The 20,115-nt window shown below is 37.7% G+C and carries 17 protein-coding genes; 13 read left to right on the top strand and 4 right to left on the bottom strand.

Annotated elements, in window-relative coordinates:
* The first annotated feature begins 371 nt into the window (after window positions 1–371).
* From BR72_RS16155 to BR72_RS16120, 8 genes are all read left to right on the top strand, one after another.
* Window positions 372–2,711: a xanthine dehydrogenase family protein molybdopterin-binding subunit gene (locus tag BR72_RS16155; RefSeq protein WP_035434532.1), complete on the top strand. Its 2,340-nt coding sequence runs from the start codon at window positions 372–374 to the stop codon at window positions 2,709–2,711.
* Window positions 2,708–3,550, top strand: coding sequence for an FAD binding domain-containing protein (locus BR72_RS16150; RefSeq protein WP_035434530.1), 843 nt, complete (start codon window positions 2,708–2,710; stop codon window positions 3,548–3,550). The genes BR72_RS16155 and BR72_RS16150 overlap by 4 nt, the downstream gene beginning before the upstream one ends.
* Entirely contained in the window at window positions 3,547–4,017 is a 471-nt protein-coding gene (locus BR72_RS16145; RefSeq protein WP_035434529.1) for a (2Fe-2S)-binding protein, read from the top strand. The genes BR72_RS16150 and BR72_RS16145 overlap by 4 nt, the downstream gene beginning before the upstream one ends.
* A complete protein-coding gene (locus BR72_RS16140) occupies window positions 4,014–4,958 on the top strand; it encodes an XdhC family protein (RefSeq protein ID WP_035434528.1) in 945 nt (314 codons plus the stop codon). Before BR72_RS16145 ends, BR72_RS16140 begins: the two co-directional genes overlap by 4 nt.
* Window position 4,959: 1 nt before the next feature.
* Entirely contained in the window at window positions 4,960–5,592 is a 633-nt protein-coding gene (locus tag BR72_RS16135) for a nucleotidyltransferase family protein (RefSeq protein WP_081904911.1), read from the top strand.
* A 35-nt stretch (window positions 5,593–5,627) separates the two neighbouring features.
* The gene (locus tag BR72_RS16130) at window positions 5,628–6,341 is read left to right on the top strand and encodes an HAD family hydrolase (RefSeq protein WP_035434526.1); all 714 of its coding nucleotides are present in this window, start codon (window positions 5,628–5,630) and stop codon (window positions 6,339–6,341) included.
* A gap of 497 nt (window positions 6,342–6,838) precedes the next feature.
* Window positions 6,839–7,972 (top strand): alanine dehydrogenase, encoded by a 1,134-nt coding sequence (gene ald, locus BR72_RS16125; RefSeq protein ID WP_035434524.1) that lies wholly within the window; start codon window positions 6,839–6,841, stop codon window positions 7,970–7,972.
* An 89-nt stretch (window positions 7,973–8,061) separates the two neighbouring features.
* On the top strand, window positions 8,062–9,477 hold the full coding sequence (locus BR72_RS16120; protein WP_035434522.1) for an amino acid permease: 1,416 nt from the start codon (window positions 8,062–8,064) through the stop codon (window positions 9,475–9,477).
* Window positions 9,478–9,605: 128 nt separating this feature from the next.
* Here BR72_RS16120 and BR72_RS16115 read toward each other — a convergent pair whose 3' ends face one another.
* Window positions 9,606–10,226, bottom strand: coding sequence for a class I SAM-dependent methyltransferase (locus BR72_RS16115; protein ID WP_035434519.1), 621 nt, complete (start codon window positions 10,224–10,226; stop codon window positions 9,606–9,608).
* Window positions 10,227–10,366: 140 nt separating this feature from the next.
* On the opposite strand from BR72_RS16115, the gene BR72_RS16110 reads away from it, so the two are divergent.
* Both BR72_RS16110 and BR72_RS16105 read left to right on the top strand, forming a co-directional pair.
* Window positions 10,367–10,744 (top strand): ArsR/SmtB family transcription factor, encoded by a 378-nt coding sequence (locus BR72_RS16110; RefSeq protein WP_035434518.1) that lies wholly within the window; start codon window positions 10,367–10,369, stop codon window positions 10,742–10,744.
* A 23-nt stretch (window positions 10,745–10,767) separates the two neighbouring features.
* Window positions 10,768–13,131 (top strand): heavy metal translocating P-type ATPase, encoded by a 2,364-nt coding sequence (locus BR72_RS16105; RefSeq protein ID WP_035434517.1) that lies wholly within the window; start codon window positions 10,768–10,770, stop codon window positions 13,129–13,131.
* Between the two features lie 27 nt (window positions 13,132–13,158).
* Here the strand turns inward: BR72_RS16105 and BR72_RS16100 are convergent, their stop codons facing one another.
* On the bottom strand, window positions 13,159–14,622 hold the full coding sequence (locus tag BR72_RS16100; RefSeq protein ID WP_035434516.1) for a nicotinate phosphoribosyltransferase: 1,464 nt from the start codon (window positions 14,620–14,622) through the stop codon (window positions 13,159–13,161).
* A gap of 337 nt (window positions 14,623–14,959) precedes the next feature.
* Here BR72_RS16100 and BR72_RS16095 point away from each other — a divergent pair, with 337 nt between their 5' ends.
* The 3 genes from BR72_RS16095 to BR72_RS16090 all read left to right on the top strand — a co-directional run bounded on the left by BR72_RS16095 (window position 14,960) and on the right by BR72_RS16090 (window position 18,382).
* Entirely contained in the window at window positions 14,960–16,231 is a 1,272-nt protein-coding gene (locus BR72_RS16095) for a helix-turn-helix transcriptional regulator (protein WP_035434515.1), read from the top strand.
* Between the two features lie 2 nt (window positions 16,232–16,233).
* Window positions 16,234–16,362, top strand: coding sequence for an NprX family peptide pheromone (locus BR72_RS26455; RefSeq protein WP_141771705.1), 129 nt, complete (start codon window positions 16,234–16,236; stop codon window positions 16,360–16,362).
* Window positions 16,363–16,720: 358 nt separating this feature from the next.
* Complete coding sequence (locus tag BR72_RS16090; protein ID WP_035434514.1) at window positions 16,721–18,382, top strand: M4 family metallopeptidase; 1,662 nt, start codon at window positions 16,721–16,723, stop codon at window positions 18,380–18,382.
* Window positions 18,383–18,430: 48 nt separating this feature from the next.
* Here BR72_RS16090 and BR72_RS16085 read toward each other — a convergent pair whose 3' ends face one another.
* Complete coding sequence (locus BR72_RS16085; protein WP_035434533.1) at window positions 18,431–18,979, bottom strand: TVP38/TMEM64 family protein; 549 nt, start codon at window positions 18,977–18,979, stop codon at window positions 18,431–18,433.
* 410 nt (window positions 18,980–19,389) lie between these two features.
* The coding region (locus BR72_RS16080; RefSeq protein ID WP_035434513.1) for an RNA-guided endonuclease InsQ/TnpB family protein at window positions 19,390–20,115 on the bottom strand (726 nt) is incomplete at its 5' end.

Raw genomic sequence — 20,115 nt, 5'->3', positions numbered from 1 at the left:
CGTTTCGCCCCCTCGGACGAGGCAAAAAGCGCCTCTCTGTCAGGGGCGTGGGCGTCCTGCGATTCTGAACGAGCCGCTTCCGCTTTTCTTAAGAAGTTAGGTGGGAGATAAACTGCCCGTAAAAGCCCGATTGGTTCAACTAATAATCAGTGGGGGATGAAGAGAACCCCCACTGATTAAAGTTTCACTTTATGGAATAATAGGCTACTAGCGAAATGCTAGTAGCCTGTTTTTTGTATATAAATACAAATTGAAAAAATGACATAAAAACTCCCACTGATTAAAGTTTCATTTTATATATGAAGAGCTGTGTACTAAATTGCGGTCAGTATAAATAGGATGGTAGAAGAGCAGAGCAAAGGAGGACGGGAATGGAACGGTATCGTGTCATAGGGAAAAGTGTGAAGCGAAAGGAAAGTGCTGATAAAGTAACGGGAAGAGCAAAATATATTAATGATGAAATAGAGGTTGGTACGCTATATGCGAAACTGCTTACGAGCCCATATGCGCATGCTTATATTAAGAGTATAGATATTCGCGGGGCGCAGAAAGTACAAGGTGTACATGCTGTGGTAACGGGAGCGGATTATCCGATTCTTGTCGGTTCTAGCATCGTTGATCGTCCTCCGTTAGCCTTTGAAAAAGTACGGTATTTTGGTGAGCCTGTTGCGCTTGTTGTAGCGGATGATGAAGCAATTGCCAAAGAAGCTACAGCACGAATCCGTATTATATATGAAGAGCTCCCAGTTGTTCGTTCGCCTTTGCAAGCCTATCATGATTCGAACATATTGGTCCATGAACATGTGGAACAATATAAATTAGAAGAAAAAGTATACCCAAAGCCGCATACAAATATCGCAAATCGGACGAGAATTCGTAAGGGTGATATTCAAAAAGGATTTGCTAGCAGTGACTTTATTACCTGTGAAACATTTTCTTTTCGGCAATCTGATCATGCGGCAATGGAAACACGGTGTGCGAGGGTAGAAGTGAAGCCAAGTGGAGATGTCATTGTTCATTCTACTTCACAGGCTCCTTTTGAAATAAAGAGGCAGTTAAGCGAAGCGTTTGAAATTGATGAAGGGAAAGTTATTGTACATGTGCCTTTAGTCGGGGGCGCATATGGCGGGAAAACAGCGGTGCAACTTGAATTTTTAGCATATATTGCTTCAAAAGCAGTGGGGGGAAGACGAGTTACCCTTCGAAATAGTAGAGAGGAAGATTTCATAACGTCTCCTGTTCATATCGGTTTACAAGCGAAAGTAAAGCTTGGGTGCACAAAAGATGGAAAGCTGCAGGCAACAGAAATTTTATATTTATTTGACGGCGGTGCTTATGCTGATCGAGCGGTAACGATGAGTAAGGCGGCTGGACTGGACTGCACGGGCCCATATGGGATCGAAAACGTATGGTGTGATTCACTTGGTATGTATACAAACCATACATATGCCACGTCGTTTAGAGGGTTTGGACATTCAGAGTATACGTTTGTAATGGAACGAATGATCGATATACTTGCGGAGAAGTTAGGGATGTGCCCGCTTATGTTTCGTCTGAAAAATGCGATTAGGCCAGGCGATACAACACCGACACAAGTACCTGTAACGCGAAGTAATACGGGAGATGTGACGGGGTGCTTACAAAAGTTACAATCGCTTATTAATTGGGAAGAGGGAAATAAAGTTGTTCTATCTAATGGTATGGTACGTGCAAAAGGGGTTAGCTGCTTTTGGAAAAATTCGACTACTCCAAGTAATGCCGGGGCAGGTGCTGTGTTAACTTTTAACGGTGATGGGAGTGCCAACATCAATTGCGGCGCTGTTGAAATTGGGCAGGAAACAAAAACGGTGCTCACACAAATGGTGGCAGAGAAAATGAATATGGATGTTAATGATGTGCATATCATGATGGAAGTCAATACACAAGTCGCTCCAAAACATTGGAAAACAGCAGCAAGTCGAACGACATATCTTGTGGGAAATGCCGTTATAAGAGCGGCAGAAGATGCGATGAGACAATTGCGAGAAACAGCCTCAAGTATACTTGGATACGCCGCAGAAGAATTAGAGATTGCCAGAAAACAAATCTATGTCAAAACGAACCCGAATACACATGTGCCTTTTTCGAAAGTTGTGTTTGGGTATGTAGACTCAAATGGCCATGTAAAAGGAACGGAAGTGGTCGGAAGAGGGAGTTACGTATTTGAGGGCATTACAGACATTGATTATGAGACAGGAAAAGGCAAACAAGGACCGGAATGGGGAGTAGGAGCGCAAGCAGTAGAAGTGGAGTTTAATCCTAAAGACTATACATACCGATTATTAAATGCTGTAACAGTTGCAGATGCGGGAACTGTTTTAAATAAAAAGGGAGCAGAAACGCAAATTATGGGCGCTATGAGCATGGGGCTAAGTTTTGCGACGCGAGAAACATTTCACTATGATGCGAAGGAAAGAAATTTGAATCACCAATTTCGTTCTTATAAAGTCATTCATTACGGCCAACAACCAAAATATATCGTCGATTTTGTAGAAGTACCGCATGAAGAGGCGGCATTTGGTTCTAGAGGACTTGGGGAACATGGAATTATTGGCATGCCGGCAGCTTTAGCGAACGGCTTATCCATCGCGGCAAGTATTTCATTGCGAAACTTACCGCTTACTCCAGAATTAATTTGGAAAGAGATGCAAAAAAGGGAAGGGATGGAATGATACCATTTGATTTTGAGTATTTTCGCCCAAATTCTATTCAAGAAGCAATTCAGCTATTTCACCAGCTAAATCAAGAGGGGAAGAAGCCGCTTTACTATGGAGGTGGCACAGAAATCATTACGATGGGGCGTTCGCAGCGCATTCGAACGAAAGCTGTTATTGATATAAAAGAAATTCCGGAATGTAATGTTTGTGAATGGCAGGACGACAAACTTTTACTCGGTGCAACATTAACGATAACGAATGTTCAAGAAGCAGAAGTATTTCCGCTCCTTGGAGAAACCGCTGGCCGAGCTGCAGATCGCACCGCAAGAAATAAAATTACAATTGGCGGAAATGTTGCGGGAAGGATTCGCTATAAGGAAGCTGTGCTCCCGTTTTTATTAGCTGATAGCACATTTGTCATTGCAGGAATAGAGGGTATGAAATATGTACCTGCTCATCAAGTTTTTGTAGAAAAATTACAACTACAAAAGGGTGAGTTTCTTGTACAAATCATTACAGAGCGGCGGTATGTAATAGCGCCGTATTATAGCGTGAAGAAACGGCAACTAGAAAAAATTGATTATCCCCTTGTGACAGTTGCAGCGATAAAATATGATGGCGAAATTCGAATGGCGTGCAGCGGTTTATGTGCTTTTCCATTTCGTTCATTTCAGATCGAAGCGGATTTAAATAATAAGCGTATTCCATTTGAGAAAAGAATTGAACACGCTTTAACTCATATTCCTGCTCCTGTATTAGATGACATAAGAGGCTCGCGTGCTTATCGGACATTTGTATTTCAATCTGTACTGCAAGATCTATTGCGAAATTTTGCAGAGGAGGAAGAAAGATGAGAAACGTGCAGCTTATTCTACATGTAAATGGAGAAAGGCGAGAGGTCATTGCTAGGATGGCTGATACACTATTACATATATTACGTCACGAATTGGATTTAACAGGAGCAAAGCCTGGCTGTGAAAATGGTGATTGCGGTGCTTGCACAGTTCTTGTTGAAGGGATGCCAATTAAGTCTTGTATTATGTTGGCTGTTGAAGCGATTGGAAAGCAAGTAACAACGATAGAGGGATTACAATCAGCTCCAATTCAACAAGCTTTTGAAGAGAAATGGGCGTTCCAATGCGGATACTGTACACCGGGATTTATTATGAATTGCCACGGACTTGCCCTGCAAAAGCCTGATGCAGATGATCGAACAATTGAAGAGTGGTTAAGTTCTAACATTTGCCGTTGTACGAGTTATCAAGAAATTGAAGAAGCTGTAAAGTCTGTACTGCAAAAGCGGCGGGGGGATTCAAAATGACTTCCGTATATGATGTATTAGAAGCGTTGTTATGTTGTGAGAAACGCTGTGCATTAGCGACAATTATTCATGTTGAAGGATCGGCATATCGAAAAGAAGGAACAATGATGCTTTTTCAAGAAGATGGTACAAAGGTGGGAATGTTAAGCGCTGGGTGCATTGAAGAAGAACTTTTCTACTATGCGGCAGATGTTATGGAGCATAAAACGTGGGCGATTCATACATTTAACACGAAAGCAGAAGATGATTTGTCGTGGGGAGTAGGATGTAATGGCGTCATTCATGTATTAGTAGAACATATAGATGATAACTATAAAGCAATTTTACAAGACTTATATATTCATCTTACTGGTAGTTCCTCTGCTTGGATGGTGAAAGACCTTTCGTTAGAAAAAACAGCCATTATATATGATAATAGGAATTGGGAAGGTGCTATTTCAAAGGAAACGGACTTGAAAAATGGATTACAAGATGAATATTATAGTCAGCTTTTTATACCAAAGCCCCGCCTGTTTATTTTTGGAGCGGGAGAAGATGCAAAGCCACTCGTTCGCTTTGCGAAGGAAACGAGCTTCTTTGTAACAATTTGCGATTGGCGGGAGGGCTTATGTAATACGGAGCAATTCCCAAATGCTGATGAATGTGTAGTTGGGTTTCCGGTAGAAATGATCCAAAAACTTTCCTTACATCCAAGTGATTTTCTTGTCATTATGACGCATCACTTTGAAAAAGATCGGCAATTACTCTCTCTCTTATTAGAAAAAAGTGTTCGTTACATCGGTGTTTTAGGCCCGCGGCATCGTACAGAGCGCTTACTAGAAGGGAAAGCAATCCCCCATCATCTCCATTTTCCGGTTGGAATTTCAATTGGTGCACAAGGTCCGGGTGAAATTTCTATTAGTATCATGGCTGAAATCATCGGGAAATTACGGGGGAAGTGAGATGAAAATCATTGGTGTATACTTAGCAGCTGGAAATAGTAGACGAATGGGACCAGGAATTCATAAACTTTCTCTTCCTCTCCATAATAAACCACTTGGTAATGTAGCCCTCCAAACAGCTCTGTCTTCCAAACTCGCAGATATGATTATTGTCACAAATGATGCGAGCTGGGCCCTACAATCATTACGACAAAAGAACGTACACATTCTTCCTTGTGTTGATTCTATTCAAGGACAATCACATTCACTTCGCTGCGGTGTTCAGAAAGCTATGCATATGAAAGCGGATGGGATTGTTGTTTTACTTGCTGATCAACCCTTTATTAAAACAGAGCTAATTAATGAATTAATAGATTGTTACAAACGACATAAAACGGTCTATTATGTAGCCGCAAAACATCGCGGCATTGTCAGACCGCCTGTTTTGTTTGCAAAGAAAACATTCCCATTTTTGCAAACATTAGAAGGCGATCAAGGCGCACGCGCTATTTTTCAAAAGTCATTTATAAAGGGGATAACGATATCGTATGAAGAACCGGCCCTTTTTTATGATGTGAATAGCTGGAGTGATTATAAGGAACTAGTGCAGTATTTGATGGTTTATGAATCCGATTCATCACAACGTTACGAGTAAGAAGAAAGCATGATATGAAGGTTTAGGAGGTAAGAATGAATAAAGCAATTATTTTTGATAAAGATGGAACACTAATCCAGTTAGATTCTGTTTGGTACAAAATCGTTCATCGTGTTTTAGATGATATTTTTCAAATGTACCAAAACGAAAAAGGTAAGCGAGATGAATATTTGAAGATTATTGGTATGAGCGATAACGATAACAATTTTGAGGGGACGAGTATACTAGCTTGCCGAACAAATTATTTTATTGCAGCTACCTGGTTTTTGTTATTAGAAAATCAAAATGTGAGTAAAGAGAACTTTATTCGTGATGTATGTGTATTATTCAAAAAACACTCTACAGCAGATGATCTTGTCTTTACAGAAGTAGAAGGAGCAAAGGAAACATTACAATACTTAAAAGACCATGAATATGTCATCGGAGTTGTGACAGTGGACGATGTTGATGCAGCGATTCATTCCCTTAAAATGACCGGATTATATGATTATGTTGATTTTCTAGGTGCAGATGATGGTGTGAATAAAACAAAACCTGAAAGTGACTTTTATCATATGTTTAAAGAGGAATTTTCACTGGTTGAAGAAGATGTGTTAATGGTAGGTGATACATTAACAGACGTGAGATTTGCAAGGAACAGCAACATTAAAGTGGCGGGCGTTCTGTCAGGTGCGAGCAGGAAGGAAGATTTAGAAGGAGAAGTCGATTATATTTTAAACAGCATGAATGATATTATTACAATTTTATAAAGTGAAACTTACATCAGTGGGAGTATTCTTCATCCCCACTGATAGTTGAACGAATCGGGCGTATTCCAAAAAGGAATAGGCCTTTGTTATTGAGGAATCATTTCTTCATAGTAGCGACTTGTATGTTGAAAAAACAAAATGGATTGATATAAAAAGAATATACTTCTAAAATGTTAAAGGGAGCTTAAAATGCATATGTATGCGATTTGTATAGTTTTTTTTACATCTCTATTCTATTTTGAAATAATAAATAATGGATGTGTAGTTTCCATGTTTATAATAAAAATAGAATGGTAGATAATAAAAAAACATGAAGCATCCTTGTGAAATAAAGTTTTTTATATTTTCACTATTCTAAATATAAAAACTTTTATTTTTTTATATGATAGCGTTTTCATGAATATAAAGTTATGCTAGAATAAATTCATAAGTTATCAATTATTTAAAAAAGAAAAAAGAATTCCTTTTTTCTGTTAATTATAAGGGGGCATTTCATAATGCGTATTGGAGTACCAGGAGAAATTAAAAACAACGAAAACCGTGTAGCTATGACACCAGCTGGTGTTGTACATTTAATTCGTAACAATCACGAAGTATTCATTCAAAAGGGTGCAGGATTAGGATCTGGTTTCACTGATGAGCAATATGTAGAAGCAGGAGCAAAAATCGTAGAAACAGCTGAAGAAGCTTGGTCTATGGAAATGGTAATGAAAGTTAAAGAGCCAGTTGCGAGCGAATACAAATATTTCCGTGAAGGTTTAGTTCTATTCACTTACTTACACTTAGCTCCAGAACCAGAATTAACAAAAGCGTTAATTGACAACAAAGTAGTAGCAATCGCTTACGAAACAGTTCAATTAGAAAACCGTTCTCTACCATTATTAGCACCTATGAGTGAAGTTGCAGGTCGTATGGCAGCACAACTTGGTGCACAATTCCTTGAGAAAAACAAAGGTGGAAAAGGTATCTTACTTGCTGGCGTTCCAGGAGTAAAACGCGGTAAAGTAACAATTATCGGTGGTGGACAAGCTGGTACAAATGCTGCTAAAATTGCAGTTGGTCTAGGTGCTAATGTAACAATTATCGACTTAAGCGCAGATCGTCTTCGTCAATTAGATGATATTTTTGGTAACCAAGTGACAACTTTAATGTCTAATCCTTACAATATTGCACAAGCTGTAAAAGAGTCTGATCTTGTAATCGGTGCAGTATTAATTCCAGGAGCAAAAGCACCAAAACTTGTAACAGAAGAAATGATTAAATCAATGGAACCAGGTTCTGTTGTAGTTGATATCGCAATCGATCAAGGTGGTATTTTCGAAACGACTGATCGTATTACAACACATGACGACCCAACTTATGTAAAACACGGTGTAGTTCACTATGCAGTTGCAAATATGCCTGGCGCGGTTCCACGTACATCTACACTTGCATTAACAAACGTAACAGTACCATATGCAGTACAAATCGCAAACAAAGGCTACAAAAAAGCTTGCTTAGAAAACACTGCATTATTAAAAGGTATTAACGCATTAGAAGGCTATGTAACATTCGAAGCAGTTGCAGAAGCACATGGTGTAGAATATAAAGCAGCAAAAGAATTATTAGAAGCAGAAGTAGTATCTTGCTAATCTAAATATCGAACAATATTTTCATACAACAAGATGAGAGCTAAGAGAAGTGCCTCTTAGCTCTTTTTAACTAGAAGGGGGCAAGAGTCGTGGCCAACTTATTTAAAAAGAAATCCGTGACACAATTGTTAAGCCAAAGTCAAAGTAAAACTTTGACAAAAACATTAGGGGCATTTGACTTAACAATGTTAGGAATTGGAGCGATTATCGGTACAGGAGTACTTGTATTAACTGGATTAGTAGCAGCAAGAGATGCTGGTCCAGCTGTTATTTTCTCGTTTATGATTGCAGCAATTGTTTGTGGCTTTGCAGCATTATGTTATGCAGAAGTTGCCACAGCACTTCCTGTATCAGGTAGTGTATATACGTATGCATATGCAACAATTGGGGAATTTGTTGCGCATTTAATGGGATGGACATTATTGTCAGTTTACGTTTTAACAACGGCAGCGGTAGCCGGCGGTTGGACGGGTTACTTTAATAATTTAGTAAGTGGATTGGGATTAGAAATTCCGAAACAACTGTTAACGATTCCAGCTAATGGTGGAATTGTGAACCTTCCAGCGGTTTGTATTACGTTACTATTAACATGGTTGCTATCTCGTGGTACGAAAGAAAGTAAACGTGTAAATAATGCAATGGTATTAATTAAAATTTGTATTGTTGTATTGTTTATTGCAGTTGGCGTATTCTATGTAAAACCAATAAATTGGACGCCATTTGCACCATATGGTATAAGTGGGATCTTTGCCGGAGGAGCTGCAGTATTCTTTGCTTTCTTAGGATTTGATGCGTTAGCAACTTCAGCAGAAGAAGTGAAAAATCCGCAGCGTGATTTACCGATTGGTATTATTGCATCACTTGCGGTTTGTACAGTTATTTATATTGCAGTATGTCTTGTTATGACAGGAATGGTGTCATACAAAGAACTAAATGTACCAGAAGCGATGTCTTATGTATTAGAAGTTGTTGGACAAGATAAAGTAGCTGGTGTTATTGCTATCGGTGCAGTAATTGGAATCATGGCCGTAATTTTTGCTTACATTTATGCGACAACACGTGTATTCTTTGCAATGAGCCGTGATGGTTTACTTCCAAAATCATTTGCGAAAATTAACAAAAAAACAGAAGCTCCGGTATTTTCAACATGGTTAACAGGTATCGGAAGTGCTTTAATTGCCGGATTTGTCGATTTAAAAGAATTGTCGAATTTAGCGAATATTGGAGCATTATTAACATTTGCGATGGTAGGTGTTTCTGTACTGATCCTTCGTAAAACACATCCGAAATTACAACGTGGCTTTATGGTACCGCTTGTGCCAGTATTGCCAATTATTTCAATCGCATGTTGTCTGTTCTTAATGGTTAACTTACCGCTTACAACATGGTTATACTTCGGTGCTTGGCTTGTACTAGGAGTTATCGTATACTTCGTATACTCTAAAAAGCATAGTCATTTACAGAAAGATAAAAGTTCGCAAGATCATTTAAAACAAGCAAATTAAAGGGATAAAACCTTATGCGTTGGGGAGCGCATAAGGTTTTTTGTATTTTTGAAGGGATTTTGGGAAACTTGGTTTTGTTTCATTAATTGTCGATGCAGTTAAGTCTAAATAACGAAAAAAAGAACCGTTCAGCGGTTCTTTTTTTCATTTTTTAAAAGCACAATGCGATAATTACCGTGAAAAATAGATGGTTCTTCATATTGAATGGTAAGCGGTAATGTTCCTATAATATCACTCAACTTACGATTAATATTTGTTCCAAGTCTCTCGGTAAATAGGTTCATTAATTTTCTAAATGGGGATAGTTGTTTTTCTTCAGAAAGAAATTTATCTAAGATAATGATGTTTCCTCCGTCTTTTATAACGCGTAATGCTTCTGAAAGTGCAATATGAGGATGTTCAACAACACTTAAGATAAGATTTAAAATAACAACGTCAAATGAATTGTTTGGAAATGTAAGCTCTTCAGCATTCATTTGTTGATATACAACATGGAGATAAGGATATTTTCGTTTTGCTTGCGCTAACATATGATCTGAGAGGTCGATTCCAGTGATGAGGGTATTGTTCGGAAGAAGTGGGATATCTTGCCCTGTACCGACGCCAACTAATAATACTTGTTGATTTTTTGCAAAAGGTACAAGAGAAAAGGCTCGTTTCCTGGCCTTAATAAAGAAACGATTTTGCATGAATAAATCATAAAAGGCAGACCAAGCTTTATAAATTTTTTGATTTTGTTTATTTTTCATAACCTTTTCCCCGTTTCTATATACAATGTTAAAAGATAAAAAGCGGAAATGATTGACACATATGAACAATCACTCATATAATAAAAAATATAACATATATGAACAATTATTCATATGTTCAAGTAAAGAGGTGAGCTATTGTGACTGAACAAAAAGTAGAAACAAATGAAGAAACATGTTTACAAAATGTCATTCATCAAGAAGTTATCGAGAAAGTACAACAAACGATTCCACAGGATGATAGCTTAAGTCAAGTAGCAGAATTATTTAAAGTATTAGGAGACCGCACGCGCACACGTATTTTACATGCTTTGTTCGAGGCAGAAATGTGCGTATGTGATCTAGCATATTTACTCGGAATGACACAGTCGTCTATTTCCCATCAATTACGCGTATTAAAACAAGCGAAGCTTGTTAAAAATCGTAAAGAGGGAAAAGTAGTGTATTATTCACTTGCAGACCACCACGTTATTCATATTTTTGAGCAAGCATTTGAGCACGTAAATGAAGAAAAATAGATAAAACACAAGGAGGGAGAAACATGGGGGATGCATTGGTAAAACGGAAACTTGTGTTAGACGGATTAGATTGCGCAAACTGTGCGGCGAAAATTGAAAAAGGTGTAGGGGAACTAGAGGATGTATCATCCTGTTCTGTGAACTTTGTAACGAAAACGATGACAGTAGAAACATCGAAACAAAGCGAAGAACATGTTATCAAAGAAGCGACGGAACTTGTAAGTAAATTAGAACCGCATATTCATGTAAGAGAAGAACAAAAAACGAAAGTGGCAAAAGAAACATTTATATTAGAAGGTTTGGATTGTGCAAACTGCGCGATGAAAATAGAAACAAAGGTAGGCGAAATGCCTGCAGTTACTTCGGCATCTGTTGATTTTGTTTCTAAAAAATTAAGAGTAGAAATAGCGAATAAACAAGAATTAGAGCCAATTGTTGCGAACATAAAAGAAGTCGTACAGAAATTAGAACCGGAAGTAAACGTAGTGCGTGAGAAAGAGCAAACAGAACATAGTCATAGTCATGATCACGGAGCAGCGAATATGAAAAAAATGATTTGGCGGTTATCGATTGGAGCGATTTTAACTGCTGTTGCTGCACTAGCTTCATTCCCGCAAATCATCACAATTCCACTTTTCGTGATTGCTTATATTATTATCGGCGGCGATATAGTTTTACGTGCTGCAAAGAATATTGTACGCGGGCAAGTGTTTGACGAAAACTTTTTAATGGCAATTGCAACACTTGGTGCTTTTGGGACTCAAAACTATTCAGAAGCTGTCGCGGTTATGCTTTTTTACCAAGTAGGTGAACTGTTCCAAAGCATTGCGGTGAATCGTTCGCGTAAGTCGATTAGTTCGTTAATGGATATCAGGCCTGATTATGCAAACTTAAAAGTAGGAAATGAAACGAAACAAGTATCGCCAGAAGATGTGCAAATTGGTGATTTCATTATCGTCAAGCCGGGTGAAAAAGTACCATTAGACGGTAAAGTAATCGAAGGAACATCGATGGTAGATACATCGGCGTTAACAGGAGAATCTGTACCTCGTGAAGTAGAGGTTGGCAGTGATGTATTAAGTGGTTTTGTAAATCAAAATGGTGTATTAACAATTGAAGTGGCGAAAGAGTACGGTGAATCTACTGTTTCGAAAATTTTAGATTTGGTGCAAAACGCAAGTAGTCGCAAAGCCCAGACAGAAAACTTTATTACGAAATTTGCTCGTTATTATACACCAGTTGTCGTCATTACAGCTGCAGTATTAGCTTTTGTTCCACCGCTTATTATAGAGGGAGCAACGTTCTCAGATTGGATTTATAGAGCGCTCGTCTTTCTTGTTATTTCTTGTCCTTGTGCATTGGTTGTTTCGATTCCACTTGGGTTCTTCGGCGGTATTGGTGCAGCGTCTAAGAGCGGAATTTTAGTAAAGGGCAGTAACTATTTAGAAGCATTAAATGATGTGAAACATATCGTATTTGATAAAACAGGTACGTTAACAAAAGGTGTCTTTAAAGTAACAGATATGCAGCCAAGTGAGTTTGTGACGAAAGAAGAATTGTTACAGTATGCAGCATTTGCAGAAGTATATTCGAATCATCCAATTGCACAGTCCATTCGAGCTGCATATGGAAAAGTAGTTAATGAACAGATGATTGAAGATTATAGTGAAATTTCTGGTCATGGTACAGTTGTGAAAGTGAACGGAAAAGAAATCTTTGCTGGAAACGCAAAGTTAATGAGAAAAGAAAATATTCCATTCCAGCAACCGCAAACTGTTGGAACACTTGTGCACGTAGCTGTAGATGGTATGTACGCTGGATACATTGTCATTTCTGATGAAATTAAAGAAGATGCGAAGCAAGCAATTCAATTGTTAAAACAACTTGGTGTAAAAAGAACCGTTATGTTAACTGGCGATGCAAAGTCAGTCGGAGAAGCAGTTGGAAAACAACTTGGTATTGACGAAGTTCATGCCGAACTGTTGCCGCAGCAAAAAGTAGAGGAAATTGAGAAAATTGATGCGACAAAACATCCGAAAGAAAAAATTGCGTTCGTTGGAGACGGTATTAACGATACACCTGTATTAGCAAGAGCGGATGTTGGGATTGCGATGGGTGGTTTAGGATCAGATGCCGCAATTGAAGCAGCTGACATTGTCATTATGACAGATGAACCTTCGAAAATAGGAGCAGCTATTCAAATTGCCAAACGTACGCGCAGCATTGTATGGCAAAACATCATTTTCGCATTAGGGATAAAAGGAGTTGTTCTTTTATTAGGGGCATTCGGCATTGCAACGATGTGGGAAGCTGTCTTCTCAGATGTTGGGGTAACATTGCTGGCTGTGTTAAATGCGATGCGTGTGTTACGAGTAAAAGATTTGTAAAAGGAGAGAAGCGAGAAGCTTCTCTCTTTATTTTTTCATAGAATTTGCAATTTGTTCTCGCACGGTTTGAATATAGTTCATTTTATGATCCCAGCACGTCTGGCTTAAATCGACTGGATATTCTTCAGGATTTAGCGTCCGTTTATACTCTTCCCACAAGAATGATAAGCTGCTTTGCGCGAGGCGCTGAATATGAAGAATGTCCGGTAATTCGTATGTGAGCTTTCCGTTCACAAATATATCACGGTGCAACTCTTTTGCTTCAAAGTTCGTGACAAATTTACTAATATACGTATGAACAGGGTGGAACATTTTCAAACGCTCTTCTTGCTGCGGTTCTTCTGTATCTAATGCAATATAATCGCCTTCCGCATGCTGATTGGTACGATTAATAATACGATAAATACGCTTTAATCCTGGTGTTGTAATTTTTTCAGGATTGGACGAAATTTTAATTGTGTCGTTTAAGACGCCATTTTCATCTTCAATACAAACTAATTTATAAACAGCGCCTAATGCTGGCTGTTCAAATGACGTGATTAGCTTTGTTCCAACACCCCATACGTCAATTTTGGCTCCTTGCGATTTTAAATGTAAAATCGTGTATTCATCTAAGTCGCTTGAAGCGATAATTTTTGTATCGGTAAATCCAGCAGCATCTAACATTTTACGCGCTTCTTTCGATAAATACGCCATATCTCCGCTATCGAGGCGGATGCCATAAAAGTTAATGCGGTCACCAAATTCTTTTGCGACGCGGATCGCATTTGGTACACCAGATTTTAATGTGTCGTACGTATCAACGAGAAAAACGCATTTTTCATGTGTTTCCGCATATTTTTTGAAGGCTACATATTCATCGCGATACGCTTGTACAAAGGAATGAGCATGTGTACCAGCAACCGGAATACCAAACCGTTTTCCAGCTCGGACATTACTCGTTGAAGAAAAGCCGCCGATGAATGCTGCTCGTGTTCCCCAAAGTGCTGCATCAAACTCATGAGCACGTCGTGTTCCGAATTCAAGAAGTTCGTCATCACCAGCTGCATGCTTCATCCGTGCAGCTTTTGTAGCTATTAGCGTTTGGTAGTTCACAATATTTAAAAGTGCTGTTTCAATAATTTGTGCTTCTCCAAGCGGTGCTTCTATACGCAAAAGGGGTTCGTTATGAAAGACAACCTCGCCTTCTTGCATACTGCAAATGGAGCCAGTAAACTTCATGTTTTGTAAGTAGCCTAAAAAGCCTTCTTCAAATTGAAGTTCCTTTAAATAAGCAATATCACTTTCTGTAAACTGAAAGTTCTTCACATACTCGATAATCTTTTCGAGCCCTGCAAAAATAGCATAACCATTTTCAAAAGGAAGCTTGCGAAAGTATAAATCAAATACTGCGCGGCGGTTATGAATATGATCTTTCCAGTATGTATAAGCCATATTAATTTGATATAAGTCTGTGTGTAAGGCGTAGCTATCGTCTTTATAATGTACCATAACGTAAACACCTCCATATTTTGCTTATAGTATACCTCTTTTTTGCAGTTTGTTGCCAAAAATTATCCATGTCATAAAGTGAAACTTTAATCAGTGGGGGTTTTCTTCATCCCCCACTGATTATCAGCCCTCACCAATCGGGCTTTTACGGGCAGTTTATCTCCCGCCTAACTTCTTTGCTTTTACTGAATTTTGAGGCGGGAGTATTACTGCCCGTTAATGCGGGATAAATGTTGCAAAAAATCCTTTGGAAAATTTTTGTTTATCAATTTATATTTTTGCGAATTTTATGTATTATTAAAGTACTAGGGTATAGCTTAGAATGGAGGAGGGGACTATGCAACAAAATCTTGAAAAAATGGGTAAGCAAATTTTTTACAAACGACTCCAACAAAAAATGACACAAGAAGAGCTCTGTCAAGGCATTTGTTCCGTCTCATATTTAAGTAAAATTGAAAATGGAAAAATTGAAGCCTCAGAAGAAATCTTGCAGTTATTATGTACGAGATTAGAAATTGCAGTGTCAGATTTAAGAGACATTGAAGCTGAGGTGAAAGAAAAGTTAGAGGAGTGGTTAAAGGCACTAGTTCATTTAGAGAAACATAAAGTTGAAGAGTTATACGTAGAACTAGAAGCAGAAATGCAACAAATCGCCGATTTTGAAATTGTGAATTATTATAAATTGTTATATACGCGATACTTAATTATGAAGAGAGATATACCAGCCCTCAAAGAGGAGTTGGAAAAACTAAAAAAAGTTTATAAAAAATATTCTCCATTTCAGCAACTGTTATATCAGTATAGCCAGGCTTTATGTTATTGCCTTCAGCATAAATGGCAAGATGGACTAAAGTTTTTAATTCAGACAGAGTTAATGGCAAAAGAACAGGATTATTATGAAACCGGAATTTATTATAATTTAGCACTTGCATATACTCATTTTGAGGTTCCACATATGGCACTTCATTTCGCTAATATTGCCATGGAAGGATTTCGAAATGAATATAAATTTCGCAATGTGATTAATTGTCAAATTATTATTGCGTTAAGCTATGTTGAAAAAGGGCAGTATGATGAAGCATTAAAAATTTATGAGAGCATACTGCGTGAAGCGGATTCTTTTTCTGAAAAAGATGTATTGATGGCAATGGTATTAAGTAATATTGGCACTATACATTATAGAATGAAAAAGTATGAAGAAGCTAAAAAATATTATGTGGAAAGTTTAAAATATCAAAGAGATGAAGATGTGAACTACGTCGATACGTTATATGAGATGGCCCTTCAATGCATTCACCTTGAACAATTAGAGGAAGCAAAAGAGTGGATTGATAAGGGGATTACTTCTGCTAAGAAAGATGAAAGATGTAATACGAAGTTGTACTTACTTCTTATGCTTCGTTATAGGTATTTTACAGAACCAAGTGTATATAAAGTATTTTTAGAAACAGAAGCGATACCTTTTTTCAAAAATGCAGGAAATAAAAAAGAATTAAAGAAAGTATATATAGAACTCGCTGAGTATTTTGAGAATTCTTTGCGATTCAAAGAAAGCAATCATTATTATAAGTTAGCAATTGAAGTGCTAGAAACGATACGGGAGGGATAAGGATGAAAAAAGTAATAATGGGTATAGTTTTAACAATGGTGGCAGTAGTTGCGATAGCTGACACTCAATATTCTCATGTACCAGATGTTTTTGGACAAGGCACTGACACAGTTGAAACAGTAAATGTATAAGGTAAATATCAGAAATGGAACTGCCTCGAAAAGCCGTTATAAAACGGCTTTTCGAGGCAGTTTTTTCTTTTTTATTCTTGTTTTTAAATTGTTCATCAAAACTTGAGAAATAAAATATTGAAATATTAAGATTATCGTTAATTTATCACATTAGAATCGAGTTAAAGTTAGGATTTAAATAGTACGGAGTGACAGTGCCCCCTTTTTATTTATGAACTGAGCCTTCTAAATAGTTGTTATCCAAATATAGTAAAAACTTGAGAAATAAATTAATTTAATTTTCAGTATTTTAATAGTGAAAACTTAATGCTACTATAAATCTACTTTCTTTTTTAAAATTTGTTAGGGGGAAAAGAATATGAAAAAAAAGAGTTTAGCGTTCGTATTAGCAGCGGGAATGGCAGTGACAACGTTCGGAGGGACAAGCTCTGCATTTGCAGATTCAAAGAACGTACTCTCTACAAAGAAATACAATGAGACCCTGCAGTCTCCGGAGTTTGTGTCGGGTGATTTAACAGGCGCGTCTGGAAAAAAAGCGGAATCCGTTGTATTTGACTACTTAAATTCTACGAAAAAAGATTATAAACTAGGGGAAAAAAGCGCAGAGGAATCGTTTAAAGTGGAACAAGTGGTAAAAGATCCTGTAGGAGAAACAACAGTTTTACGATTACAGCAAATGTATGAAGGTGTACCGGTATGGGGGTCTACTCAACTAGCTCACATTGGGAAAGATGGTGCATTAAAAGTTGTATCAGGAACTGTTGCGCCTGATCTAGATAAGAAAGAGAAGCTGAAAAATAAAAATAAAATTGACGGAAAACAAGCAATTGCAGCTGCACAAAAAGATTTGGGGCTGAAGCCGAAATATGAAGTAGAGCCATCAGCGGATTTATATGTATATCAAAATGGTGAGGAAACAACATACGCATATGTTGTGAATTTAAATTTCTTAGATCCAGAGCCAGGAAACTATTATTATTTCATTGAAGCTGATAATGGTAAAGTACTGAATAAATACAATACAATCCATAATGCAACTCCTGCAAGTAAGGCACCGGTTAAACCTGTAACAGGAACAAATAAAGTGGGGACAGGTAAAGGGGTATTAGGAGATACAAAGTCTATTAATACAACATTATCTGGATCTAGCTATTATTTACAAGACAATACACACGGTGCAACCATTTACACATATGATGGAAAAAATCGTACGACTCTTCCAGGATCATTATGGTTAGATGCAGATAATATTTTTAATGCTAGTCGTGATGCAGCGGCAGTTGATGCACATTACTATGCGGGCGTAACGTACAATTATTATAAAAATACGTTTAACCGCAATTCTTATGATAATGCTGGTGGAGCGTTAAAATCGACGGTTCATTACGGAAGCAACTATAATAATGCCTTCTGGAATGGATCACAAATGGTGTATGGAGATGGAGATGGATATACATTTATCCCATTGTCTGGGGGATTAGATGTTGTCGGACATGAATTAACGCATGCTGTGACAGAAAGAAGTTCTAATCTTATTTATCAAAATGAGTCTGGTGCATTAAATGAAGCAATCTCTGATATTTTTGGAACATTAATAGAATACTATGATAACCGTAATCCAGATTGGGAAATTGGAGAAGACATTTATACGCCTAGTACAGCTGGGGATGCTCTTCGTTCGATGAGCGATCCAACAAAATATAGTGATCCAGATCATTACTCTAAACGTTATACAGGAACGAGTGATAATGGCGGAGTTCATACAAATAGCAGTATTATCAATAAAGCTGCTTACTTATTAGTAAATGGCGGTACGCATTACGGTGTAACAGTGAATGGTATTGGCAAAGATAAAGTAGGAGCAATCTACTATCGTGCAAATACACTATATTTCACGCAATCAACAACATTTAGCCAAGCTCGTGCTGGTTTAGTACAAGCAGCGGCAGATTTATACGGTACAAATTCAGCAGAAGTGGCAGCTGTGAAGCAGTCATATGATGCTGTTGGTGTGCAATAGGTTTTACTCCCCTTTATATCGTGAAAAAGGAGCATAATGCTCCTTTTTTCATTTTTTCTTCCATGTTTTCCACAAATAAAATAAACCTGCCAAGCCAGCAATTGTAATAATCCATTTTGCTTCATTTGTTCCGTTTATAACTTGATAGGTAGAATACACTTCGATAAGTAACGCTGGTATTTTTCCAAGAGTACTAGCGATGCTAAAAGTTAGAATGGACATCGTTCCAAGGGCTGCAAATAGTGTTACGATGCCAGACGGAATAAAGGGTATGAGGCGAAACGATAAGACGAGAAAGAATGCTTCTTTTCCTTGCACGTAAAGAAGCTTCCTTACTTTTGGGTGATTATCTATGTTTTTGTGTGCAGCTTTTTGAAAACCAAGCCGGTATAAATAAAAAGAGATAATAGCCCCTAATGCTTCCCCGGCAATGGAGATGACTGTTCCTGTCGTTACCCCAAATAGTGAAATGTTAATCGCCGTCAAAAATACACTAGGAATAAAAGCTGCTAGGCTAATAAGAATATTGAATAAGATGCTAAGTGGGATAGCCATCGTTTGGTGATCGATAAGAAAAGAATGAATTGTTTCTGACATATCAATTAGTTTTCCTTTGCTTTTTTTATATACAAGTAAAAAAAGATATAAAACCCCTTTTCTTTTTGGCGAGGAGACAAGAGCATCTGGCCATGCATAGTAGCGGTCAGGGCCTATTCCTGCCACATGCGAGGTTTAAAAACAAAGAGACAGGCCATTTTGTATTCTGTATAGCTGAAAAATTAAATTGGATTTATCCTGCTATTTGCGGGCAGTAGGCTTCCTACTGATGGAAGTTTCACTTTATATAGCATTACATCACAGTTTTTATAGTAAGACAAGAGCATTGTGGAAGATCACAGATGTATTTGTAGAAAAGTAATATTTTTATAGAAAGAATGACTAGGATACATACGATGAATACTCCCCCACTTAGCAAAGCTTGAAGTGGGGGTTTCTAACGTTTCGACCTAACGGACGATTAACGTTAGTGGAGTTAACACACTAGCGAGCTGTTCCACGCCTAACCCCTCTATCCCGTTTGTCCATGCATTCGGGACTACTTTTCGTAAAATATTAGCCGCAGCGTTTACATCTGCGTTGATTTCGATTCCTTTTGCAGAACGATATATACCACGCTTCATTCGTTTGCCTGAAAAAGTTGCATTTTGGTCATTTGTTCCATACGTTGGAATAAAGTCATGATCTAGAAAACTTGCTTTTGATGTGTAAGATTCCTCGGTTACTACAACTTGAATACCTACCGCATTTGCTTTGTATGTAATCATTTGAATCAATAAACGATGCGGGATATGGCAAAATGTTTGGTTATTTTTCTTTCCCATATCAGTTTCTTGTTTCCAACTTTTATTTTGACCAATAACGATTTTGCAAACTTCCTCTTCTTGAGCTAGTTTTACAATATAATGACTCGCTTTATGGAAGATGTCTTTTATTTTCAGGTAACGCTTTTGATGAAGTTTTTCTATTCTTTTAGAAGTAAAAGGTCCTTCATTTGTTTGTTTACCTTGTCTTAAAACACTTGTAAAATGGCTCTTCATTTTATTGTAATATTGATTTATGCTTTTGATATGTTTGCCCTTAACAAGTACAGGCTTCATACCTGTGTTTGTTACGATGGTTGCAAGGTTATCAATCCCTAAATCAATACTCATATAACGACCATTCTCTTCAAC

It is taken from the genome of Bacillus sp. UNC322MFChir4.1, assembly GCF_000746135.1.
GTDB lineage: Bacteria > Bacillota > Bacilli > Bacillales > Bacillaceae_G > Bacillus_A.
Note: the sequence above shows the minus strand (reverse complement) of the source record. Positions and strands in the feature narration are given on the sequence as shown.